Origin of the sequence: Sphaerotilus natans, from assembly GCF_900156335.1 — a bacterium.
Lineage (GTDB): Bacteria > Pseudomonadota > Gammaproteobacteria > Burkholderiales > Burkholderiaceae_C > Sphaerotilus > Sphaerotilus natans.
In genome coordinates this window covers 165,259-186,854 of sequence record NZ_FTMZ01000005.1, presented here as the reverse complement: position 1 = coordinate 186,854, position 21,596 = coordinate 165,259, and the positions used below count along the sequence as shown (strand labels likewise).

The window sequence follows — 21,596 nt, the reverse complement described above, 5'->3', positions numbered from 1 at the left end:
GGCTGACAACCGGGGCCGGTATCAGAGGCGCAGCTCGCTGGCGGCATCGAACACCGACAGCCGGCTGGCCTCGGCCAGCAGCGCCAGTTCGGTGCCGACCTCCGGCTCGCTGTCGGCGGCGACCTGCACGCCGATGCGTGCGGGCTGCGGCGCCAGCGTCTCCAGCCAGACGGTGGTCTGCGCGCCCAGCGGCTCGACCATCGTGACCCGCGCGCGACCGGCCGGCAGCAGGCCGGGGCCGGGCAGCGCGCCGTCCGGGCGGTGCAGCAGCAGGTGCTCCGGGCGCACGCCCAGCACCACCTCGCGGCCGTCGGCCGGCGCCTCGGCGAAGTCCTGGTGGCCCAGGTCGATCTGCAGGCCCGCGCCGGTGAAGACCGGCCGGCCCTCGCGCAGCGCGAGGCCTCCGCGCACGAAGTTCATGCCTGGCGAGCCCAGGAAGCCGGCGACGAACAGATTGGCCGGGCGCTGGTAGACCTCCGCCGGCGTGCCGATCTGCTGGATCAGGCCCTTGCGCATCACCACCACGCGGGTGGCCAGCGTCATCGCCTCGACCTGGTCGTGAGTGACGTAGATCATCGTCGCGCCCAGCGTCTGGTGCAGGCTCTTGAGCTCACGGCGCAACTCGCCGCGCAGCTTGGCGTCGAGGTTGGACAGTGGCTCGTCGAACAGGTAGACGCCGGCGTCGCGCACCAGCGCGCGGCCGATGGCCACCCGCTGGCGCTGTCCGCCCGAGAGCTGCGAGGGCTTGCGCTGCAGCAGCTCGCCCAGCTGGAGCATGCGCGCGGCCTGCTGCACCCGGCGGTCGATCTCGGCCCGGTCGGTGCCGGCGATGCGCAGGCCGAAGGACATGTTCTTCTCGACCGTCATCGTCGGGTAGAGCGCGTAGCTCTGGAACACCATGCCGATGCCGCGGTCCTTCGGGTCGGCCCAGGTCACGTCGCGCCCGCCGATGTCGATGCGCCCGTCATGCGCCTCGATCAGGCCGGCGATCGAGTGCAGCAGCGTGGACTTGCCGCAGCCCGAGGGCCCGAGCAGCACGATGAACTCGCCCGGCTCGATGTCCAGGTTCATGCCGCTGAGGATGGGCGTGCCGCCCAGCACGATGTCGAGGTCGCGGATGCGCACGTCGGCGCGGGAGGAGGAGGCAGTGGACAGGCTCATGTGGCGTCTTCCGTTGCGTTCAGCCCTTGACCGCGCCGGCGGCGATGCCGCGAACGAACCAGCGGCCCGAGACCAGGTAGATGGCCAGCGGCACCAGCGAGGTCAGCAGGGTCGCGGCCATGTTGACGTTGTATTCGCGCTCGCCGAAGGAGGTGTTGATGATGTTGTTGAGCTGGACCGTCATCGGCAGGTGCTCGCGCCCGGCGAACACCAGGCCCAGGATGAAGTCGTTCCAGATGCCGGTCACCTGCATGATCACGGCGACGATGGTGATGGGCACCGACATCGGCAGCATCAGCTGGAAGAAGATGCGCCAGAAGCCCCCGCCGTCGATGCGTGCGGCCTTGAACAGCTCGGCCGGCAGGCCCGCGTAGTAGTTTCGGAACAGCAGCGTCATCACCGGCATGCCGAAGCCGATGTGGATCAGCACGATGCCCGGCAGCGAGCCGAACAGACCGACCGCCGCGAAGGCGCGCACCAGCGGATACATCATCACCTGGTAGGGGATGAAGGTGCCCAGCAGCAGGATGCCGAACAGGGGCGGCGCCCAGCGCACCCGCCAGAAGGTCAGCGCGTAGCCGTTGATCGCGCCGAACAGGATCGAGAGCGCGACGCTGGGCACGACGATGACGACCGAGTTCCAGAAGCCGCCGCGGATGCCGCCGCACTCCAGCCCGGTGCAGGCGCTCGACCAGGCCTTGGCCCAGGCGTCGAGCGTCGGCGCCGCGGGCAGCGCGAAGATCTGGCCCAGGCGGATCTCCTCCATCGGCTTGAACGAGGTCACCAGCATCACGTAGAGCGGCAGCAGGAAGAAGACCGCGGTGGTGAGCAAGAAGGCGTAGACGCCGAGGCGTCCGGGCGACAGGCGCGCGGCCGGCCGGGCGCGGCGGCGGCCCGGGGCGGCCGGTGCGCTGCGCACCGGCGCCGGCGGGGTGTCGCGGGTCGACAGGGTGGCGGCCATGTTCAGTGTCCTCCGGCGTTGCGGCGCGACGTCTGGTGGCGCCAGTACATCCACGGGGCCAGCAGCGCCAGCACCGTCAGCAGCATCACCGTCGAGGCCGCCGAGGCCAGGCCGACGTTGGCCCGGGTGAAGAGGTTGTCCATGATGAATTTCGCCGGCACCTCGCTGGCGGTGCCGGGGCCGCCGCCGGTCATCGACACCACCGCGTCGAAGACCTTGACCACGCCGACGGCCAGCAGCACGAAGCAGGTGCCGAAGGCCGGCGCGAGCTGCGGCAGCACGATGTGCAGGTAGTAGCGCCAGCGCGGGATGCCCTCCAGGCGCGCGGCGCTCCACTGCTCGGGGTCCACCCCGCGCAGGCCCGCCAGCAGGATCGCCATCACCAGCCCCGAGGCCTGCCACGCCGCGGCGATCACCACGGTGTAGATGACCCGGTCCTGGCGCACGATCCAGTCGAAGCTCGCCTCGCTCCAGCCCCAGGCGCGCAGCGTCGCCTGGATGCCCAGCTCCGGGTTGAGCATCCACTGCCAGATCAGTCCGGTGGCGACGAAGGACATCGCGTAGGGGTAGAGGAAGACGGTGCGCAGCAGGTCCTCGCCCTTGACCTTCTGGTCGATGAAGACCGCCAGCAGGAAGCCCAGCACCAGGCAGGCGGCCACGAACAGCACGCCGAAGATCGCCAGGTTGTGCAGCGAGACCAGCCAGCGCTCGGTCTCGAACAGCCGCACGTACTGCTCCAGGCCGACGAAGTCGGACTTGGGGAAGATCTTCGACGAGGTGGTCGAGATGCGGATCGACCACAGCACCGTGCCGAGGTAGACCAGCAGCACCGTCAGCGCCATCGGCAGCAGCGCCGCCTGCGCCGCCCAGGCGGTGCGCCGGCCGCGTCGGCCAGGGCGTGCGTCAGGCGCACGGTCGAGGGGGAGGGCAGCCATCGCGAGCTCCGTGCCGGGGGGGCGTCAGCCCTTGATCGCGGCCTGCAGGGCCTTGACCGCGTCGTCGACCGACTGGTTGGTGTTCCAGAACTTGGTCACCGCGTCTTGCACCGCGCCGATCTGGTCCGGGGCCATCAGCATGTCGGGGTTGGCGATGTGGCGGCTCTTGTCCTGCAGCGCGGCGATGCCGGCCTGGGCGCACAGGTCCATCGCCTTGACGTCGACATCTGTGCGCACCGGGATCGATCCCTTGCGGTTGTTGAACGCCACCTGCGCCGCCGGCGAGGTCATCACGGTGGCCAGCGCCTGCTGGGCCTTGATGGCATCGGCGTTGCCGGTCTTCGGGAAGACGAAGACGTCCCCGGCGATCATGTAGGGCGACTTGGGGCTGAAGCCGGCGAAGCAGCCGAACTCCTTGCCGGCGGTCTGCTTGGCGGCGACGAATTCGCCCTTGGCCCAGTCGCCCATGATCTGGAAGCCCGCCTTGCCGGTGATCACCATCGCGGTGGCGTCGTTCCAGTTGCGCCCGGGCGAGCCCGGATCCACATAGCTCTTGAGTCGCTTGAAGTCCGTCAGCACCTTGCGGAAGGCCGGCGAGGCCACCGTGGCGGCGTCGCGGTCCCGGTAGAACTTCAGGTACAGCTCCGGCCCGCCGGCGTGCAGCATCCAGGCGTAGAAGGTGGTCACCTCCTGCCAGGCCTGACCGCCCAGGGCCAGCGGCACCACGCCCGCGGCCTTGAGCTTGTCCAGCGCGGCGAAGAACTCGTCCGAGGACTTCGGCTCGGCCGCCACGCCGGCCTTTTGCAGCGCCGCCTTCGAATACCAGAACCAGGTCGGGTTGTGGATGTTGACCGGCACCGCGTAGTAGCGGCCCTTGACCTTGATCGCCTGCACGATGGGCGCAGGCATCCACTTGTCCCAGCCTTCCTTGGCGGCGACGGCGTCGATGTCGTTGAGCAGGCCCTCGGCGATGATGTCGTGGTACTGCTTGGAGGTGTTGAACTGCGCCGCTGTCGGCGGGTTGCCGCCGGCGATGCGGTTGATCGCCGCGGCGCGCGCGTTCTCGCCGCCGGCTACCGCCGCATCCACCCAGGTGCCGCCGGACTTCTGGAAGGCAGTGGCGAATTCCTTGATCGCGGCCGACTCGCCGCCGGAGGTCCACCAGTGGATCACCTCGGCCTTCTGGGCCTGGGCGGTGCCCGCCAGGGCGAAGGTCGCCAGGGTGGCGGCCAGAAGGTGCAGGGGCATGCGCAGGCGCTGCTCCGGTCGGGTCGGAACGCTCATTGTCTTGTCTCCTTGCTTATGTCTGGAACCGTTTCCAGCGACGCAAGTTTCGGAAAGACGGCACCGATCCGGTCAGAGTGGAAACCCTGAAGTGAAAACCCTTTACGGGTTCGTCCCGGACTCGTCTGCGGTCGGCCGGCGCAGATCGCGGAAGGGCCCGAACAGCCACGAGCGCAGGCCCACCACCATCGTGAAGGGCTGCTTCTGGTCCTCGGGCAGGCGCTGGTCGGCCAGGTGCTGGCGGGCGAAGTCGGCGCCGATGCGCGCCAGGCGCTCGTTGAAGACCGGTGCCAGCGCGCGGTTGATCTCGCCGTGCACCAGCATCAGCTGCTCGCCCTCGCCGTCGAAGCCGCCGCGGAAGTAGTCGGGCACCACCTCGGCGCGGAAGAACTGCATCACCGGCCCGTGCGGGCGCCAGCGGAAGGTCTTGCTGACCTTGAGCCGGTAGCGGTTGTGCTCGCGCAGCTCGATGATGCCCAGGCGGTCGAGCTGCAGCAGCAGCCCCACCAGCTCGGCCGGCTCGTAGCGGTAGCTGGCGAGCATCTGCTCGAAGGTCCACTGGCTCAGGCAGCAGATGGCGGCCAGCAGCAGGCGCCGGTCGGCCACGACGGCGCGTTCCTGCTCCTGCGTCAGCTCCATGCGGGTGGTGGTGTGCTCGTCGGCGAGCCGGCGCGAGAGCTCGGCGAAGTCGGTGCGCAGCACCCGGCAGATCGCGTCGATGCGCGACAGCGGCATGTCGCCCTGCGCGAACATGCGCTTGATGCTGGACTCGGCCAGGCCGAGCTGCGCCGCCAGCGCGGCATAGGTGATGCCGGCGCTCTTCAGCTCGGCCTTGAGGACACGGATCAGGTCGGCGGTGGTGCTCATGGAGCGAGGGTGAGATCTAAAAAGTATCGTCTGATGATACTTGTCTGGGCGTGATTTGATATTGCGTGGCGTCTTGTTGCACCGCGGAGGGCGCGCGCGGAACATCCGTCCCGTGCCTCGCAACTCTCCGCCGAAAGGTCACACGCCATGTCTTCCGATGCCTCTTCCCCGTTCTCGGTCTCGATGCCTGCGCCGGTCGTGCGCCGCGACACCCGCGCCTGGCGTGCCCAGGTCTGGATCTCCTTCGGTCTGGCGGCGATGCTGTGCGCCACCGGGCTGGCCTGGCTGCCCGGGCAGGATCTGGACCGCGCCTTCATGGTCATGGGCTATCTGTTCTGCCTGACCTCGGCCTTCGGCCTGTCGAAGTTCATCCGCGACAACGAGAAGCGCCGCAGCGACACCCCGGGCTGGAAGTGGGTCGTCTGGGGCGGCTTCTTCCTGGCGATGGCGCTGACGGCCTGGGGTCTGTGGCGCATGGAAGTGCAGCCGGTCTGGAAGGCCTACCTGGTGGTGAGCTGGCTCTACCTGATCTCCTCGGTGTTCACGCTGGCCAAGACGCTGCGCGATGCCCATGAGGCCGATGTGCTCGAGGCCCGCCTGCAAGGCCGCCGCGAAGCCCGCGACGAGGCCTGACGCCCCCAACCCCACCCGAGCCGATCGACCTGACCCGACCCGACCCGACCCGACCGAGCCACTGCGCCCTTTCGTCATGCCCGCGAAGGCGGGCACCCACCCAAGAGGTGACCTCATGCCCCTGCACAACCCCGTTCTCTCGCTCCTGCTCGCCGCCACCCTCGCCGTCGCGCCGATGGCGGCCCACGCCCACCGCGGCGGCTCCGAGGCCAGCGCCCTGTCCGCGCTCTCGCTGGGCGTGCCGCTGGCGATCTCGGCGGCGCCAGCCGCGGCGGTGCTCTCGGCCGGCGCCACGCTGACGGTGGCCAGCGTGCAGGTCGCCGCTGCCGGCACGGTCTGGGTGCTGACCCAGGCGTCCACCGGCGCCAGCGTCGTGCTGACGCTGAGCGCAGCCGGAGCCGAGGCGGTGTCCGTCACCGCCGGCACCGCCGTGGTGGTGACCGCGCTGAGCGCTGGCTGGATCCTGTCGGCTGCCGGCAAGGCGCTGTGCTTCGTGCCCAACGAGATCGGCCAGTCGCTGATCCACAACGAACGGATGACGCGATGAACGCCGTGAACACCTCCACGCCTCGGGCCGTGGCCGCCGCGGCGCTGGCCCTGCTCACCGCGATGGCCGTGGGGCCCGCGCAGGCCGGCCAGAACTGCACCGAGAAGCCGCCGAGCGTCGACCAGATCCGTCGCTCGCTCGACCTGGCCGTGAAGACGGCGCGCTGGCTGGATGACAGCGGCGCCCGGCTGGTCGTCATCGCCCGGCGCGGCCAGAACCTCGACCGCTACGGTCTGCGCTACTCGCATCTCGGCTATGTCTACCGCGACGATGCGGCCAAGGCCTGGCGCGTGGTCCACAAGCTTAATCAATGCGGCACGGCCGAATCCGCGCTCTACCGGCAGGGGCTGGCCGAGTTCTTCAGCGACGATCTCCACGCCTTCGAGGCCGGTCTGATGATCCCGACGCCGGCCGTGCAGGAGGCGCTGCGGCCGATGCTGCAGGACAACGCCCGGGCGGCCGTGCTGCACCACAAGCCCTACAGCATGGTGGCCTATCCCTGGGCGCAGCGTTATCAGCAGAGCAACCAGTGGGCGCTGGAAACGCTGGCCTGCGCGATGGAGCCCGGCGCCTGCGACCGCAGCCGCGCCCAGGCCTGGCTGCAGTTCAAGGGCTACCAGCCGACCACGCTGAACCTCAGCGCCGGCCAGCGCCTGGGCGCCCGCGTCGGCACCGCCAATGTCGCCTTCGACGATCATCCCGGCGCTCGCCGCTTCGCCGACCGCATCGACACGGTGACCGTGGACTCGGTGTTCGCCTTCCTGCAGAGTGCGAGACTGGCCGGCCCGGCGCAGACCATTCCCTGAGGGTCTCCCTGAAGGTCTGCGCAGCCGGATCCTGATCGGATCCGGAAAAACTGAACCGGCAAAACCGTTCTTTCCGCGCGCGGGATTCTCCGGATTGCCGCGATCATCGGCACGGTACCCGCCGTGCGCCTGAAGCCTGACCGCGATGATGCCCATCGACACCCCGTCAACGCCTGCTGCCGAGCCGAGCCAGTTCGCGCTGCTCGGCCAGCGCCGCTTCGCGCCCTTCTTCTGGACCCAGTTCCTGGGGGCGGCCAACGACAACCTGTTCAAGTTCGCCCTGACCGTGCTGGTGACCTACCAGCTGCAGCTGGCCTGGCTGCCGCCCTCGCTGGCCGGGCTGGTGATCGGGGCGCTGTTCATCCTGCCCTTCGTGCTGTTCTCGGCCACCGCCGGGCAGCTGGCCGACAAGCTCGACAAGGCGCTGCTGATGCGCTGGGTCAAGTCGCTCGAGATCGGCATCATGGCGCTGGCCGGCTGGGCCTTCGTGCAGACCGACGACCAGGTGCGGGTGGTCACGCTGCTGGCCTGCGTCTTCGCGATGGGGCTGCACTCGACGCTGTTCGGCCCGGTCAAGTTCGCCTACCTGCCGCAGCACCTGTCCGAGCGCGAGCTCACCGGCGGCAACGGCATGGTCGAGATGGGCACCTTCGTGGCCATCCTGCTGGGCAATGTCGCCGGCGGCCTGCTGATCGGCCTGCCCGGCACGGGGCCGGCGGCGGTGGCCGTGGCCTGCGTGGCGCTGGCGCTGCTGGGCCGGCTGAGCGCGCACCAGGTGCCGGCAACGCCGGCGACCGACCCGGGCCTGCGCATCAACCTGAACCCGCTGACCGAGACCTGGCGCAACCTGAAGCTGGCGCATGGCCACCTCGTGGTGTTCCGCTCGCTGCTGGGCATCTCGTGGATGTGGTTCTTTGGCGCGGTCTTCCTGAGCCAGTTCCCGTCCTTCGCCAAGGAGGTGCTGCACGGCGACGAGCGGGTGGCCTCGCTGCTGCTGGTGGTGTTCTCGGTGGGCATCGGCGCGGGCTCGCTGCTGTGCGAGGTGCTGTCGCGCCGCCAGGTCGAGATCGGCCTGGTGCCGCTGGGCGCGATCGGCATGACGGTGTTCGCGGTCGACCTGTACTTCGCCTCCAGCGGTCTGGCCGCGCCGGCCGCGCCCTGGGGCGTGGCGGCTTTTCTGGCGCAGCCGGCGCACTGGCGGGTGATGCTCGACCTGGCGCTGATGGCGCTGTCGGCCGGGCTCTACAGCGTGCCGATGTACGCGCTGATCCAGCTGCGCGCCCCGAAGAGCCACCGTGCGCGCATCATCGCCGCCAACAACATCCTCAACGCGCTCTTCATGATCGCCAGCTCCCTGCTGGCGGGCGCGATGCTGTCGGCGGGCTTCAGCATCGCGGAGGTCTTCCTGGCCACCGGCCTGGCCAATGCGCTGGTGGCGGGCTACATCTTCCTGCTGGTGCCGGAGTACCTGCTGCGCTTCGTCGCCTTCGTGCTGACCCATGTCGTCTACCGGCTGCGGGTGAGCGGTGTCGAGCACATTCCGGCCGAGGGGCCGGCGGTCATCGCCGCCAACCATGTGAGCTTCGTCGACGCGCTGGTGCTGGCCGCGGCCAGCCCGCGGCCGATCCGCTTCCTGATGGACCACCGCATCTTCGCCACGCCCGTGCTGGGCGCGCTGTTCCGGCTGGCCGGCGCGATTCCGGTGGCGCCGCAGAAGGAGGATCCGGCGGTCTACCAGCGCGCCTTCGAGGCCGCGTCGAAGGTGCTGGCCGACGGTGACCTGCTGGGCATCTTTCCCGAAGGCGGCATCACCCGCGACGGCCGGCTTCAGCCCTTCCGCGGCGGCATCGCCCGCATCATCGAGCGTGATCCGGTGCCGGTGGTGCCGGTGGCGCTGCTCGACCTGTGGGGCTCGAGCTTTTCTCGCATCGAGGGCGGCCGCGCGCTGGCCCGGCCGCTGCGCCGGGGTTTGTTCAGCCGCATCGGCGTGGCGGTGGCCGCGCCGATGCCCGCCCGCGGGCTCACGCCGGAAGGCCTGCAGCACCAGGTGCAGCAGCTGCTCGACACTCATTCCCTTTCCAGAACATCGACCCCATGAACGTCTCCGCCCCCGCTCCGCTGCTGTCCACCGCCATCGAACCGAGCGTCAGCGTCGTGCGTGATGCCGACGGCCTGAGCGCGCTGCGCACCGACTGGGAAGCGCTCGAGCGCCGGGCGGTGCACGGCGGGCCCTTCGTGCGCTGGCGCCATGTGCAGCTGGCCGCGCGCCACCTGCTCGGCGCCGGCGACGAGCTGCATGTGATGACGGTGCGCGCCGACGACGAGCGCCTGATCGGCGTGCTGCCGCTGCTGCGCACCAGCGAGCGCCACTACGGCATGACGTTGAAGGTGCTGCGCCAGATCGGCATCCTGGAGGGCGATCGCCCGGGCGTGCTCGCGCTGGAGGATGCCGATGCGGTCTGGGCGGCGCTGTGGCGCCATCTGCAGGCGACCCGGGCCGACTGGCAGGTGCTGGACCTGCGCGAGCTCGACCCCGGCAGCTGGCCGCTGCGCGAGCTGGCCGAGCCGGGCCCGGGCTTCCAGGCCGAGCTGGGCGATGACGTGATCTCGACCTTCCAGCCGCTGACCGGCACCTGGCCGGCCCATCTGTCGCGCCGGCCGGAGGCCCTGCGCGAGCAGCGGCTGCAGGCGCGCCAGCAGCTGGCCGCGGCCATGCCGGGGCTGTGCGTGGCGGTGGCCGACACGCCGCAGGACATCCTGGCCGCCTTCGACCGCTATCTCGCGCTCGAGGCCGGGCTGCGCGAGCAGGGCGGCGGCGTGACGATCGGCGGTGACGAGCGCCGGGTCGCCTTCTACCGCGAATGGCTGCCGCGCCTGGCAGCCGACGGCGACGCGGCGGTCTGGCTGCTGGGCAGCGTCGAGCAGGGCGAGGTGGCCGGGCTGCTGCGGCTGCGCAGCGGCCACCTCTGGATCGAGCGCCACGCCTGCTTCGACCCGGCCCGCGCCGCGCACACGCCCAGCCTGCTGCTGCTGCTCGAGGCGCTGCAGCACGGCTTCGCCACCACCGCGACCGAGAGCCGGCTGGTGAATCTGCGCGAGCCCGACGGGGCACCGGCCTCGGCGATGTCCTGGTACGACGACTGCCTGCAGACCCGGCGCCTGTCGGTCTGGAACCTGCACTCGAAGCTGGCGCCGGTGGCTTTCCTGAAGGGGCTGGGGCGACGTCTGCGCGGCTGAGCGGAGCCGCCCGCTGGCGGTGTTCTCAGGGCGCCGACAGCGTCATGCCGACCTGCGGCATCCAGCCGGACTGTCCGGCCAGCAGCTTCGGCGCCGCGACGAAGACGCGCTCGTTGGCCAGGCCGCGCTCGCGCAGCGCGTCGCGCACCGCCTCGGCGCGCGCGGTGGCCAGCTCGCGCCAGTCCTCATCGTCGACCGGCTCGGCCGCGGCCAACGCGGCGGTGGCCGAGCTGCCGGCGGGCACGCCGCCCTTGAGCCGCTGCGTCACCAGCAGCGCGAGCAGGCGCTGGCGCTCGGTGTCGGTCATCGCGCGGGCGGTCTCGTCGGCGAGATCGGCGCGCGCGCCGGCGCGGGCCAGCTCGCGCCGGTGCAGTGCCTGCAGCCGGCGCTCCAGCGCCGCGGCCTGCCAGGCGGCGCGCTCGGTCTCGCGGTCGACCTCGCCGGCCAGCGTCACCGTCAAGGCTGGCCGGTCCGCCAGTGCGCGCGCGACGCGGTCGAGCAGCGCCGGCGCGTCGGGCTGCAGCTGCGCCAGCCCGGGCAGGAAGGCCACCCGGCTCAGGTCCTCGCTGCTGCTGCCCGACAGCAGCGCGAACGGCGCGGTCAGCGCCTTGCTCAGCACATTGCCGATGACCTTGAGCACCAGGCCGAAGACGCTGAACTGCGGATCGTTCAGCGAGCCGCCGATCGGCAGATCCAGGTCGATGACGCCGTGGCGGTCGCTCAGCAGCGCCACCGCCAGCCGCACCGGCAGCTTCGTCGCGTCGGGGCTGTCGACCGCCTCGCCGAAGGTGAGCTGCTTGAGCACCAGCCGGTTCGTCGCGTCCAGCCGGCCGCGCTCGTCGATGCGGTAGGCCACGTCCATCGACAGCTTGCCGCGCTCGATGCCGTAGCCCGCGTACTTGCCGGAATAGGGTGACAGCGGCGCCAGCTCGATGTCGCTGGCGCGCGCCTGGATGTCGAGCGCGGGCGGGCTGGCCAGCGGCTGCAGCCGCCCCGACACCGACAGGTCGCCGGTGCGCGCGACCTTGCCGGCCAGCGTCAGCGTGGCCATCTCGCGCGAGCCGCTGCGCCAGGCCCCGAGCTGGCCGTGCAGCTCGTCGAGGTCGGCGCTGTAGTTCGGGCGGATGAAGCGGTCCTCGAAGTCGATGCGCGCGCGGCTCAGCCGGGTCGGGCCGATGTCGAGGTCGATCGGCAGCTCGGCCGGTGCGCTCACCGCCGGGGCCACCGCTGATGCCGCCGCTGATGCCGCTGCTGGGGCGGATGTGACGGCGACCGGCCGCTCGCCGGCATCGCGCAGGTTGAAGCGGCCCTCCGGCGTGATCATCAGCCGCGCGAACAGGCCGTCGAGCGCGGTCTCGCGCAGACGGACCTGCGGGCGGGCGCCCGGCTGCAGCGCCACATCCAGGCCCTGCAGCGACAGCGTCTGCCAGCTCAGCAGCTCGGCGCCGTCGTCGCCTTCGCCGCTGCCGCCACGCTGCCGGGTGTGCAGCTGCAGGTCGGCCAGTCGGCCGTCGCCGCGCAGCGCGAGCTGCAGGCCGGCGGCGGGCTGGCGCAGCGTCAGGTCGCCCTCCCAGCCCAGCCGCGCGCGCACCAGCTCGACGCCGGGCATCAGCGGCGCGTAGGGCGCGAGCAGGTGCAGCGGCAGCGCCTGCAGCTTCAGCCGCGCCGACAGCGCCAGCGGTTCCAGCGCGAGCTGGCCGCGCGCGTCGATCGCCGGTGCGCTCGGACCGGCGCGGCGGGTGCTGCCCTCGCCGCGCAGGTCGGCGGCGAGCTGCCAGCGCAACGGCGCGGCCAGCCGGTCGCCGCGCCACTGCAGGTCCTGCAGCGCCAGTTGCAGCCGCTCGACCTCGAGCGCGACATCGTCTTCGGGCTGCAGATCCCGCCAGCCCAGGCGGCCGTTCTCGAGCTGCAGCGCGCCGAGCCGCAGCGACCAGCCGGGCGTGTCCGGCGCGGAGTGGGGCGGGGTGGCCGGCGCCGCGGGCGACGCCACCAGCCAGTCGGCCAGATTCAGGCGCCCCTGCGCGTCGCGCTCCAGCCGGGTGCTCGGCTGCAGCAGCCGCAGCCGGCCGAGCTCGACCTGGCGGGCGTTCAGGTCGATCTTGCCGGCCTCGATCTCCAGGCGCTCCAGCGCCGCCAGCGGTGGCGTGGCGGCGGGGGCATCGGGCGTGCTCAGCTTCAGCGCTGCCAGCTCGCCACGTTCGAGCTCGACGCTCAGCGCCGGCGTGTCGCCGGCCTGCCAGCGCAGCCGCGCCTGCGCCGCTAGCCGGCCATCGAGGCGCGGCTTCAGCACCGCGCGCAGATAGGGTGCGAAGGCCTCCAGCCCGAGCGCGTCGATCGTGAGCGCCAGATCGGCCGATGCCGCATCGGCCTGGCCCTCGACGCCCAGCGTGCCTCGGGCCGGCGCGGCCAGCGCCGCCGCCAGCTTCAGCCGCGCGGGCTGCGTCATCGGCCAGGCCAGCGCGCCGGTGTCGAGCGTGAGGTGCTCCAGCGCCAGGTGCGCGGCCGGCTGCGTCGTCGCGTCCTGCCAGCCGATGCGGGTGTTCTGCAGCGCCAGCGCCTCGACGCTGACCTGCCAGGCCGGCGCGTCCGGGGTCGCCGGCGGGGACGAGGCGGCGGCTGTCGTGGGTGCCGCGGGCGTCGGCGCGGCCAGCCGGGCAAGGTTCAGCCGCCCCTGCGCGTCGCGTGCCAGATCGAGCGTTAGCCCGTCGAGCACGATCGCGCCGAAGGCCAGGCGCCGCGCCAGCGGCTGCACGTCGCGCAGCGCGATGTCGAGGTCGTTCCAGCCCAGCAGCGGCTGGCCGTCGCGGTCGGAGAAGGCCAGCTCCTGCGCCTGCACCCGGCCGCTCAGGCGCACCACCGGCGCGGCGCCGGCGGGTGCGTCGAAGTCGAGCTTCAGCGTGGTGCCGATGCGCCCGCGCAGCAGCCGGACCGGCAGCGCCGCCGGCCAGTGGCCCAGCCACGGCGCCAGATCGAGCTGCGGCAGCGTGAAGCTGGCCTGCGTGGTGCGGCGCGGCGCGAAGGGCCGGCCCTGCGCCTGGCTGTCGAAGGCCGCGCCATCGAGCGTGAAGGCCAGCCGCGGCGCCACCTCGATCTCGACCTGCGAGGGCAGCGTCGACAGGAAGGGCAGCGTCAGCGTCAGCCCGTCGAGCTGGTGGATCTGGCCGGTCGGACGATCGTCGAAGCGCACCGAGCCGCCGCTCAGGCGCAGGTTGTGCAGCGCGAAGCGCGCCGGGCCGCTGTCGGGCGTCGGAGCGGGCGAGGGCGCGCTCAGCCGGGCGATCAGGTCGTCGATGTCGTAATGGCCCTCGGCGGTACGGGTCAGGCGCAGGGCCGGCGCGTCGATCTCCAGCGCCGCCACCACCGGCGCGAGCCGCCACAGCGAGGCCGCGTCGAGGTCGGCGCGCAGCCGCGCAACCTCCAGCAGCGGCTCGGTCTCGGCCGCGCCGGGCGCGGCGCCGATGCGCAGCCGCTCGATGGCCAGGTCCATCGCCCAGGGCCGCACGCTGACGCGCTCGAGCGTGACCGGCCGCCCCAGCGCCTGGCTGGCCTGCGTCTCGATCAGCGACTTCAGCAGCGGCGGCAGCGCCAGCCAGAGCAGCAGCCACAGCAGCAGCACGCTGGCCAGGGCGATCGCGGCGGCACGCAGCAGCGGGTGAGGGCGGTGCGGGCGGGTGTTCTCGGGAGCGTCGGAGGTCATCGGCGGCGGCGGGATCGTGCTTCGAGCGGTTCTTCGTGGGGATCAACGCGCGAGCCGGGCCGTGCGCGGACCGCGATCGTGACACGGACCTGTTGCTGCATGACCCCTGCTTGACGCCTGGAGGTCATGTCACCACAATGCGCCCCACGCTCCGGGGTGCCCCGGGTCGGCAAAGCCTCGTCCCGCGAGGCGCTGCGGATCCGACGTGCTGAGATGGTCGAAGACCGAACCCGCTGTACTTGACCCGGTTAATACCGGCGTAAGAAGAGCCTGCACCTCGGCCCTGAGCCGGTCCCGTCGCCTCTCTCGCGATGACCGGTCTGGCGGCCCCGGGAGTCCCTTCGGAGCGCGACCTGCCCGCCAGCAACCGAAGGAAGCACCCTCCGATGAACGCCCCCGACAAGCTCCAGGAACTGCTCACGCTGACCCGCGAGCCGTTCCCCGCCTCCACCAAGGTCCACGTCGAAGGCAGCCGGCCCGACATCCGCGTGCCGATGCGCGAGATCGCGCTGACCAACGGCGAGCGGGTCACGGTCTATGACACCTCCGGCCCCTACACCGACCCGAGCGTGGAGATCAACATCCGTCAGGGCTTGGCGCCGCTGCGTGCGGCCTGGATCGCCGACCGAGGCGACACCGAGACCTACACCGGCCGTGCCCGCGTGGCGCTGGACGACGGCGGCAAGAACGAGGAGCGCGACGGCGGCCGCATCGAGCAGCTGCGCGCCGAGGCTGCCGGCCTGCAGCGCACGCCGCGCCGCGCCAAGGCCGGCGCCAACGTCAGCCAGATGCACTACGCGCGCCAAGGCATCGTCACGCCCGAGATGGAATACATCGCCATCCGCGAGAACGGCAAGCGCGAGTGGATGCGCGAATACCTGCAGGACGCCGAGCGTGAGGCGCGCCTGAAGGGCAACGCGATGGGCGCGCGCATTCCCGACATCATCACGCCGGAGTTCGTGCGCGACGAGGTGGCGCGCGGCCGCGCGGTGATCCCCGCCAACATCAACCACCCGGAAGTCGAGCCGATGATCATCGGCCGCAATTTCCTGGTGAAGATCAACTCGAACATCGGCAACTCGGCCGTCACCTCGTCGATCGAGGAAGAGGTCGAGAAGCTGGTCTGGTCGATCCGCTGGGGCGGCGACACGGTGATGGATCTGTCCACCGGCAAGAACATCCACACCACGCGCGACTGGATCCTGCGCAACTCGCCGGTGCCCATCGGCACGGTGCCGATCTACCAGGCGCTGGAAAAGGTCGGCGGCATCGCCGAGGACCTGAGCTGGGAGATCTTCCGCGACACGCTGATCGAGCAGGCCGAGCAGGGGGTGGACTACTTCACCATCCACGCCGGCGTGCGCCTGCCCTTCGTGCCGATGACGACCAAGCGCCGCACCGGCATCGTCAGCCGTGGCGGCTCGATTCTGGCCAAGTGGATGATCACGCACCACAAGGAGAATTTCCTCTACACACACTTCGAGGAAATCTGCGAGATCATGAAGGCCTACGACGTCACCTTCTCGCTGGGTGACGGCCTGCGCCCGGGCTCGGGCGCTGACGCCAACGACGAGGCGCAGTTCGCCGAGCTGCGCACGCTGGGCGAGCTGACCGAGATCGCCTGGAAGCACGACGTGCAGACCATGATCGAGGGCCCGGGCCATGTGCCGATGCACATGATCCAGGCCAACATGGACGAGCAGCTCAAGCACTGCAAGGAAGCGCCCTTCTACACGCTGGGCCCCTTGACCATCGACATCGCCCCCGGCTACGACCACATCGCGTCGGCCATCGGCGCGGCGATGATCGGCTGGATGGGCACGGCGATGCTGTGCTACGTCACCCCGAAGGAGCACCTGGGCCTGCCCGACCGCGACGACGTGAAGGCCGGCATCATCGCCTACAAGATCGCGGCGCACGCGGCGGACGTGGCCAAGGGCCACCCCGGCCAGCGCGCCCGCGACGACGCGATGAGCAAGGCGCGCTTCGAGTTCCGCTGGCGCGACCAGTTCGCGCTCGGCCTGGACCCGCAGACCGCCGAGGAATACCACGACGAGACGCTGCCGAAGGATTCCTCGAAGGAGGCGCACTTCTGCTCGATGTGCGGTCCGAAGTTCTGCTCGATGAAGATCACGCAGGACGTGCGCGACTACGCCGAGAAGGGCATGGCCGAGAAGTCGGCCGAGTTCAAGGCGCAGGGCGGGGAGTTCTACATCCCGATCCAGCCGGCGCAGGGCTGAGCCATGCGGCTGCGCATCGGCATCGCCGGCGCGGGCGTGCTGGGCCGCCTGCTGGCCTGGCAGCTCTCGCACGCCGGGCATGCGGTCGAGGTCTTCGACCCGGCCGTTGGCCCCGAGCCCCGCAGCGACGGCCGGGGCCCGGCGGGCTTCACCGCCGCCGGCATGCTCAGCCCGCTGGCCGAGCTGGACGCGGCCGGGCCGGAGGTGGCGCGGCTGGGCCTGCGCTCGGTGCCGCTGTGGGCCGAGGTCGCGCAGCGGCTGGCCGCGCTCGACGGCTCAGGGGATGCGGCGCGCTATTTTCGCCAGCGCGGCAGCCTGATGCTGGCCCACGGGCCGGACCTGGGCGCGGCGCAGCGGGTGCTCGCGCGCCTGTCGACCGCGCCGGAGGGCCTGCCCGAGCCGCGTCGGCTGACGCGCCCGGCGCTGCTCGATCTGGAGCCGGCGCTGCTGCCGGGCCTGCATGCCTGGTTCCTCGATGGCGAGGGCCAGGTCATGCCGCAGGCGCTGCTGCCGGCGCTGTGCGCCTGGGCGCGCGAGGTGCGCTGGCACTGGGGCCGCACGGTGGCTTCCACCGTCCCCGGCGCGATCACGCTGGACGACGGCACGACGCGGGGCTTCGACCTGGTGTTCGACGTGCGCGGCCTGGGCGCGCGGCCGCCCCCTCCCTCCGTCATTCCCGCGAAGGCGGGAACCCACGATGCCCCCCCCGCGTCGCCTGCGTGGGTTCCCGCCTTCGCGGGAATGACGGGGGCGGCTGCGGCGGCCCTGCGCGGCGTGCGCGGCGAGGTGATCTGGCTGCATGCGCCGGGTGTGCCGCTGTCGCGGCCGCTGCGGCTGCTGCATGCGCGCCACCGCGTCTACATCGTGCCGCGGCCGGATGAGCGCATCGTCATCGGCGCCAGCGAGATCGAGAGCGAAGACCGCTCGCCGGTGAGCCTGCGCTCGGCCGTCGAGCTGATGGCCGCTGCGCACAGCGTGCTGCCGGCGCTGGCCGAGGCGCGCATCCTGCACATGGAAACCAATCTGCGCCCGGCGCTGCCCGACAACGCGCCGCGCCTGGACGTCGAGCCCGGGCGCGTCGTGATCAACGGCCTGTTCCGCCACGGCTGGCTGCTGGCGCCCGCGCTGGTCGAGCAGGCGCTGCAACACACGACCTTGTCATCATGAAGATCCACGTCAACGGCGACCCCGTCGAGCTGCCCGAGGGCACGACGCTGGCCGAGCTGCTGCAGCGCCTGGGCCACGCGCCCGAGGCGGTCGGCAGCGCGGTCGAGGGCCGCCATGTGCCGCGCGCCGCCCGCGCCGCGCGGGTGCTGGCCGACGGCGAGTCGGTCACGCTGTTCCAACCCATCGTCGGAGGCTGAACCGCCATGGACGCTGCCTTGCTGAATCCCACGCTGAACCCGTCCGCCTGGAGCGCCTACGGCGTGACGCTGAACAGCCGCCTGCTGCTCGGCACCGCCGGCTACCCCTCGCCGCAGGCGCTGCACGAGGCCATCGTCGCCTCCGGCACCGAGGTGGTCACCGTCGGCCTGCGCCGCATCCACGCGGGCGAGGGCGGCGGCGACAACGGCCACATCGCCGCGATCCGCTCGGCGCTGCGCGAGCAGGGCGCGCGGCTGCTGCCCAACACCGCCGGCTGCCGCACCGCGCGCGAGGCGGTCGAGCTCTCGCACCTGGCGCGCGAGCTCTACGACACCGCCTGGATCAAGCTGGAAGTCGTCGGCGACGAGCAGACGCTGCAGCCCGACCCCTGGGAGCTGGTGCTGGCCGCCGAGGAACTGGTGCGCGAGGGCTTCCAGGTCTTTCCCTACTGCACCGACGATCTGGTGACCTGCCAGCGCCTGCTCGACGTGGGCTGCGAGGTGCTGATGCCCTGGGGCGCGCCGATCGGCTCCGGCCAGGGGCTGATCAATCCGTGGGCGCTGCGCACGCTGCGCGAGCGGCTGCCGCACATCCCGCTGATCGTCGACGCCGGCATCGGCGCGCCGGCGCATGCGGTGCAGGCGATGGAGCTGGGCTACGACGCGGTGCTGCTGAACTCGGCCGTCTCGCAGGCGCGCGATCCGGTGCGCATGGCCGCCGCCTTCGGGCGCGTGGTGCAGGCCGGGCGCCTGGGCTACGAGGCCGGCGTGATGGCGCCGCAGGCGATGGCCGTGGCGACCACGCCGGTCAGCGGCCGGCCCTTCCTGCTGTGAGCGCCGACGTGTCCCGGCCGATCGTCTGGAGCGTCGCCGGCAACGACAGCGGCGGCGGCGCGGGCCTGAGCGCCGACGCGCGAGCGGCCGAGGGCTGCGCGGTGCACCTCTGCCCGGTGGTCGCGTCGATCACCGCACAGAACTCGCTCGGCGTCGCCCGCGTCGTGCCGGTGGCGGCGGAGGTGCTCGACGCGCAGCTCGCCGCGCTGGCCGCCGACCTGCGCCCGAGCGTCATCAAGACCGGCCTGATCGGCAGCGCCGAGGGCGTGGCGGTGCTGAGGTGCTGGCTGGACCGCCTCGATCAGGATGGCGGGCCGCGCGTGCGCCTGGTGGTCGATCCGGTGCTGGGCGCCAGCGCCGGCGGTGCGGCCTTCTGCGATGACGCGCTGCTGGCGGCCTACCGCATGCAGATCCTGCCGCGCGCCGACCTGATCACGCCGAATCGGCGCGAGGCGGCGCGGCTGCTGGGCGGGGCGGAAGCCGCGACGCTGGCCGAAGTGCCGGCGCAGGCGGCGGCGCTGCGGGCGCTGGGCGCGCGCGCGGTGGCGATCACCGGCGGCGACAGCGCCGACGGGGCTGACGGGGTTGACGCGCTCGACTGGATCGATACACCGCTGGCGCGCGGCTGGCTGGCGCTGCCGCGCCTGGACGCCCGCCACACGCACGGCACCGGCTGCACCTTCGCCACCGCGGCCGCGGCGGCGATGGCGCGCGGCTTCGTCACGGCGGATGCGCTGGTGCTGGCGAAGATGGCCACCACCGCGGCGATCGCCGCCGGCCACGCCGCGGGCCAGGGCGCCGGGCCGGTGGGATTCGACGCGGGATTCGCGGGCGACGCGCGCCGGCTGCCGCGTCTGGGCTGCGACGAGACGCCGCCGGGGCCGGTGCGCGTGCCGGCCGAGCCCTGGCCGGGCGGCCTCTACGCGATCAGCGATTCGTTCGCGCAGGCCGCGCCGCTGCTGGCGGCGGTGGCCGCGGCCGTCGAGGTGCCGGGGCTGTGCGCGCTGCAGCTGCGCATCAAGCGCGCGGCACACCGTGCTCTGGACGATGCGGCCTTCGCCGAGGCGCTGCAGGCGCAGATCGCCCAGGCGCAGGCGGCGATCGACGCGCTGCCGGTCGAGCGCCGCCCGCTGCTGGTGATCAACGACCACCATGCAATGGTGCTGGACGCGCTCGAGGCCGGCCGGCTGGACGCAGCCTCGATCGCGCTGCATCTCGGCCAGGAAGACCTGCTGGCGCTGGGCGCGGCTGGGCGGGCGCGGCTGGCGGCGGCGCAGGCGCGCGGGCTGCGGTTGGGCCTGAGCTCGCACAGTCTGTGGGAGCTGGCGCGGGCCACGACGCTGCAGCCGGCCTATGTCGCCTGCGGCCCGGTCTGGCCGACGACGACCAAGGACATGCCCTGGCATCCGCAGGGCCTGCACAACCTCGGCTGGTGGGCGCGCATGGCGCCGGTGCCGGTGGTGGGCATCGGCGGTGTGCTGGATGAAGTGCAGGTCGAGTCGGTCATGGCCGCCGGCGCGGCCGATGTCTGCCTGGTGCGGGCGCTGGCGGCGCAGCTGGGCGATGCCGATCCGGCTGCCGCGCAGCGCGAGCGGCTTGCCCGGATGGCCGCGGCCTGTCAGCGCGGCCGCGAGCGTTCGGCCACGCTGGTGGTGCCGCTCTGGCCCGGAGCCAGTCTGGATCCTGCGGCCGAAGCGGGGGCCTGAGGCGGCCCGGATCGGCCGGCGCACCAGGCCGGCACCTGATCGGCGGGCAGCTCGCGTCCGCAGGCCGGACCTTGGGCCGCGTCGCAGCCCAGCTCGGCCAGCCAGGCTCGGGTCAGCAGATCATCGACGCCGGTGGCCACCACCCGCGCCTGCCAGCCCCGTGCCAGCGCGACCAGCGCACGCACCACCGCGATGCGCTGGGCCTCGCTGCGCAGCAGGCCCAGCGAGGTGGAGTCGAACTTCAGCTCCGCCACGCTGGCCGGGGCGGCCATCGCCAGATGCAGCGCCATGCCGTCGCCCTCGTCGTCGATCGACAGCGGCACGCCGGCGTTGCTCAGCACCTCGATCACCTCGGCGCCGCGCTGCATGATCGCGGCGCTGCGGGCCTCGACCGTCAGGTCGGGCGCCGGCCAGCGGTGGCGGTCGAGCAGGGCCAGCAGCGCCGGGGCGAGCGTTGGCTCGTCCAGCAGCCGGCCGGGCAGCGGCAGCGACAGCCTGAGCTTCAGGCCCTGCCGGCGCCAGTCGCTGGCGGCCTGCAGTGCCCGGTCCAGCGTGCCGAGCAGCTGGCGGACCTGCTGGCTGCGGTCCTGCCGCGGCGGCGAGCCGATCGAGGTCGGCGCGAAGTCGCTGTGGGTGACGGCTGCGCCTGCGGTCACGATCTGCAGCCGCAGCAGCCCGCCTTCCTGCAGATCGATCACCGGCACGAAGCCGGGTGTGCAGGCGGCGTCCTCGGGCTCTGGTGCAGCCTCGCCGCGCACAGCCGTGCCCAGGCCGCGCGGCTCGTACAGCGCGGTGATGACCTGCGCGGCACGGGCCTGCTCCAGCGCGGCGCAGGCCTGCTGCAGCAGCACGCCGGCATCGGCCGCATGGCGTGGGCACAGCGCCACGCCGATGTGCACCTGCAGCCGCCCGGCGAAGCCCGCGGCGATCTTCTGGCCCATCGCCATCAGGCCGCCGACCGACGGATTGCCGGGAATCAGCGCCAGGAACTCGTCCGGACCGCTGAGCGCGAAGCTGTCGGTGTGGCGGCTCATCGCCAGCAGCTGGTGCGCGAACTCGTCGCGCAGCGCCTCGGGTTCGGCCCGGCTGGGGCCGGGCGGCCCGGGCAGCACCGAGAGGCCGATGCACATCAGCGCGAAGGCCGCGCCACCCCGGCTGACCGAGGCCACCGCCTGGCCGAGCCGGTCGAGAAGCAGGTCACGGTGCGGCAGACCGGTGCGGGCATCGATCAGGCCCAGATGACGCAGCGTCGCGTCATGGTCCTGCTCCTGCAGCGGCCCGTCTTCCATCACCACGATGCGCAGCTGATTCATGAGGTCAAGGT

At 72.2% G+C, this 21,596-nt stretch carries 17 protein-coding genes and 1 riboswitch; of the genes, 10 read left to right on the top strand and 7 right to left on the bottom strand.

What is annotated here, in order from left to right:
- Nucleotides 1-21: 21 nt before the first annotated feature.
- The 5 genes from BW996_RS06960 to BW996_RS06940 all read right to left on the bottom strand — a co-directional run bounded on the left by BW996_RS06960 (nt 22) and on the right by BW996_RS06940 (nt 5,208).
- Nucleotides 22-1,161, bottom strand: coding sequence for an ABC transporter ATP-binding protein (locus BW996_RS06960; RefSeq protein ID WP_037479644.1), 1,140 nt, complete (start codon nt 1,159-1,161; stop codon nt 22-24).
- A 19-nt stretch (nt 1,162-1,180) separates the two neighbouring features.
- Nucleotides 1,181-2,122 carry a carbohydrate ABC transporter permease gene (locus BW996_RS06955; RefSeq protein ID WP_037479646.1) on the bottom strand — a complete coding sequence of 314 codons (942 nt, stop codon included), beginning with the start codon at nt 2,120-2,122 and terminating at the stop codon, nt 1,181-1,183.
- Between the two features lie 2 nt (nt 2,123-2,124).
- Nucleotides 2,125-3,057, bottom strand: coding sequence for a carbohydrate ABC transporter permease (locus BW996_RS06950; RefSeq protein ID WP_037479648.1), 933 nt, complete (start codon nt 3,055-3,057; stop codon nt 2,125-2,127).
- 24 nt (nt 3,058-3,081) lie between these two features.
- Entirely contained in the window at nt 3,082-4,341 is a 1,260-nt protein-coding gene (locus BW996_RS06945) for an ABC transporter substrate-binding protein (protein WP_051631693.1), read from the bottom strand.
- 102 nt (nt 4,342-4,443) lie between these two features.
- Complete coding sequence (locus BW996_RS06940; protein WP_037479650.1) at nt 4,444-5,208, bottom strand: helix-turn-helix domain-containing protein; 765 nt, start codon at nt 5,206-5,208, stop codon at nt 4,444-4,446.
- 147 nt (nt 5,209-5,355) lie between these two features.
- Here BW996_RS06940 and BW996_RS06935 point away from each other — a divergent pair, with 147 nt between their 5' ends.
- The 5 genes from BW996_RS06935 to BW996_RS06915 all read left to right on the top strand — a co-directional run bounded on the left by BW996_RS06935 (nt 5,356) and on the right by BW996_RS06915 (nt 10,431).
- On the top strand, nt 5,356-5,841 hold the full coding sequence (locus BW996_RS06935) for a YiaA/YiaB family inner membrane protein (protein ID WP_051631694.1): 486 nt from the start codon (nt 5,356-5,358) through the stop codon (nt 5,839-5,841).
- Nucleotides 5,842-5,956: 115 nt separating this feature from the next.
- Nucleotides 5,957-6,388 carry a hypothetical protein gene (locus BW996_RS06930; RefSeq protein ID WP_037479652.1) on the top strand — a complete coding sequence of 144 codons (432 nt, stop codon included), beginning with the start codon at nt 5,957-5,959 and terminating at the stop codon, nt 6,386-6,388.
- On the top strand, nt 6,385-7,194 hold the full coding sequence (locus BW996_RS06925; protein WP_037479653.1) for a DUF2145 domain-containing protein: 810 nt from the start codon (nt 6,385-6,387) through the stop codon (nt 7,192-7,194). Before BW996_RS06930 ends, BW996_RS06925 begins: the two co-directional genes overlap by 4 nt.
- Nucleotides 7,195-7,339: 145 nt before the next feature.
- The gene (locus tag BW996_RS06920; RefSeq protein WP_037479654.1) at nt 7,340-9,292 is read left to right on the top strand and encodes an MFS transporter; all 1,953 of its coding nucleotides are present in this window, start codon (nt 7,340-7,342) and stop codon (nt 9,290-9,292) included.
- Entirely contained in the window at nt 9,289-10,431 is a 1,143-nt protein-coding gene (locus BW996_RS06915; protein WP_037479656.1) for a GNAT family N-acetyltransferase, read from the top strand. Before BW996_RS06920 ends, BW996_RS06915 begins: the two co-directional genes overlap by 4 nt.
- A 25-nt stretch (nt 10,432-10,456) precedes the next feature.
- Here BW996_RS06915 and BW996_RS06910 read toward each other — a convergent pair whose 3' ends face one another.
- Complete coding sequence (locus tag BW996_RS06910; protein ID WP_037479657.1) at nt 10,457-14,128, bottom strand: DUF748 domain-containing protein; 3,672 nt, start codon at nt 14,126-14,128, stop codon at nt 10,457-10,459.
- Nucleotides 14,129-14,270: 142 nt separating this feature from the next.
- Nucleotides 14,271-14,411: riboswitch (TPP riboswitch) on the top strand.
- A 103-nt stretch (nt 14,412-14,514) separates the two neighbouring features.
- On the opposite strand from BW996_RS06910, the gene thiC reads away from it, so the two are divergent.
- Genes thiC through BW996_RS06885 form a run of 5 tightly spaced genes read left to right on the top strand, consistent with a single transcriptional unit; the run spans nt 14,515 to nt 20,272 of the window.
- Nucleotides 14,515-16,368 carry a phosphomethylpyrimidine synthase ThiC gene (thiC, locus tag BW996_RS06905; RefSeq protein ID WP_037479659.1) on the top strand — a complete coding sequence of 618 codons (1,854 nt, stop codon included), beginning with the start codon at nt 14,515-14,517 and terminating at the stop codon, nt 16,366-16,368.
- Between the two features lie 3 nt (nt 16,369-16,371).
- Nucleotides 16,372-17,535 (top strand): FAD-dependent oxidoreductase, encoded by a 1,164-nt coding sequence (locus tag BW996_RS06900; protein WP_037479661.1) that lies wholly within the window; start codon nt 16,372-16,374, stop codon nt 17,533-17,535.
- A complete protein-coding gene (gene thiS, locus BW996_RS06895) occupies nt 17,532-17,732 on the top strand; it encodes a sulfur carrier protein ThiS (protein ID WP_037479662.1) in 201 nt (66 codons plus the stop codon). The genes BW996_RS06900 and thiS overlap by 4 nt, the downstream gene beginning before the upstream one ends.
- Nucleotides 17,733-17,738: 6 nt before the next feature.
- Nucleotides 17,739-18,566, top strand: coding sequence for a thiazole synthase (locus BW996_RS06890; protein ID WP_051631695.1), 828 nt, complete (start codon nt 17,739-17,741; stop codon nt 18,564-18,566).
- 8 nt (nt 18,567-18,574) lie between these two features.
- A complete protein-coding gene (locus BW996_RS06885; protein WP_175619093.1) occupies nt 18,575-20,272 on the top strand; it encodes a bifunctional hydroxymethylpyrimidine kinase/phosphomethylpyrimidine kinase in 1,698 nt (565 codons plus the stop codon).
- Here the strand turns inward: BW996_RS06885 and BW996_RS06880 are convergent.
- On the bottom strand, nt 20,185-21,585 hold the full coding sequence (locus tag BW996_RS06880; RefSeq protein WP_037479664.1) for a GGDEF domain-containing phosphodiesterase: 1,401 nt from the start codon (nt 21,583-21,585) through the stop codon (nt 20,185-20,187). The genes BW996_RS06885 and BW996_RS06880 overlap by 88 nt on opposite strands.
- Nucleotides 21,586-21,596: the final 11 nt, after the last annotated feature.

Bases quoted from the DNA above. Each gene is read 5' to 3' on its own strand.
- BW996_RS06920 (WP_037479654.1), top strand. From the start codon at position 7,340: ATGATGCCCATCGACACCCCGTCAACGCCTGCTGCCGAGCCGAGCCAG.
- thiS (WP_037479662.1), top strand. From the start codon at position 17,532: ATGAAGATCCACGTCAACGGCGACCCCGTCGAGCTGCCCGAGGGCACG.
- BW996_RS06955 (WP_037479646.1), bottom strand. From the start codon at position 2,122: ATGGCCGCCACCCTGTCGACCCGCGACACCCCGCCGGCGCCGGTGCGC.
- BW996_RS06890 (WP_051631695.1), top strand. From the start codon at position 17,739: ATGGACGCTGCCTTGCTGAATCCCACGCTGAACCCGTCCGCCTGGAGC.
- BW996_RS06945 (WP_051631693.1), bottom strand. From the start codon at position 4,341: ATGAGCGTTCCGACCCGACCGGAGCAGCGCCTGCGCATGCCCCTGCAC.
- BW996_RS06915 (WP_037479656.1), top strand. From the start codon at position 9,289: ATGAACGTCTCCGCCCCCGCTCCGCTGCTGTCCACCGCCATCGAACCG.
- BW996_RS06935 (WP_051631694.1), top strand. From the start codon at position 5,356: ATGTCTTCCGATGCCTCTTCCCCGTTCTCGGTCTCGATGCCTGCGCCG.
- BW996_RS06960 (WP_037479644.1), bottom strand. From the start codon at position 1,161: ATGAGCCTGTCCACTGCCTCCTCCTCCCGCGCCGACGTGCGCATCCGC.
- BW996_RS06910 (WP_037479657.1), bottom strand. From the start codon at position 14,128: ATGACCTCCGACGCTCCCGAGAACACCCGCCCGCACCGCCCTCACCCG.
- BW996_RS06930 (WP_037479652.1), top strand. From the start codon at position 5,957: ATGCCCCTGCACAACCCCGTTCTCTCGCTCCTGCTCGCCGCCACCCTC.
- BW996_RS06900 (WP_037479661.1), top strand. From the start codon at position 16,372: ATGCGGCTGCGCATCGGCATCGCCGGCGCGGGCGTGCTGGGCCGCCTG.
- thiC (WP_037479659.1), top strand. From the start codon at position 14,515: ATGAACGCCCCCGACAAGCTCCAGGAACTGCTCACGCTGACCCGCGAG.
- BW996_RS06925 (WP_037479653.1), top strand. From the start codon at position 6,385: ATGAACGCCGTGAACACCTCCACGCCTCGGGCCGTGGCCGCCGCGGCG.
- BW996_RS06950 (WP_037479648.1), bottom strand. From the start codon at position 3,057: ATGGCTGCCCTCCCCCTCGACCGTGCGCCTGACGCACGCCCTGGCCGA.
- BW996_RS06940 (WP_037479650.1), bottom strand. From the start codon at position 5,208: ATGAGCACCACCGCCGACCTGATCCGTGTCCTCAAGGCCGAGCTGAAG.
- BW996_RS06880 (WP_037479664.1), bottom strand. From the start codon at position 21,585: ATGAATCAGCTGCGCATCGTGGTGATGGAAGACGGGCCGCTGCAGGAG.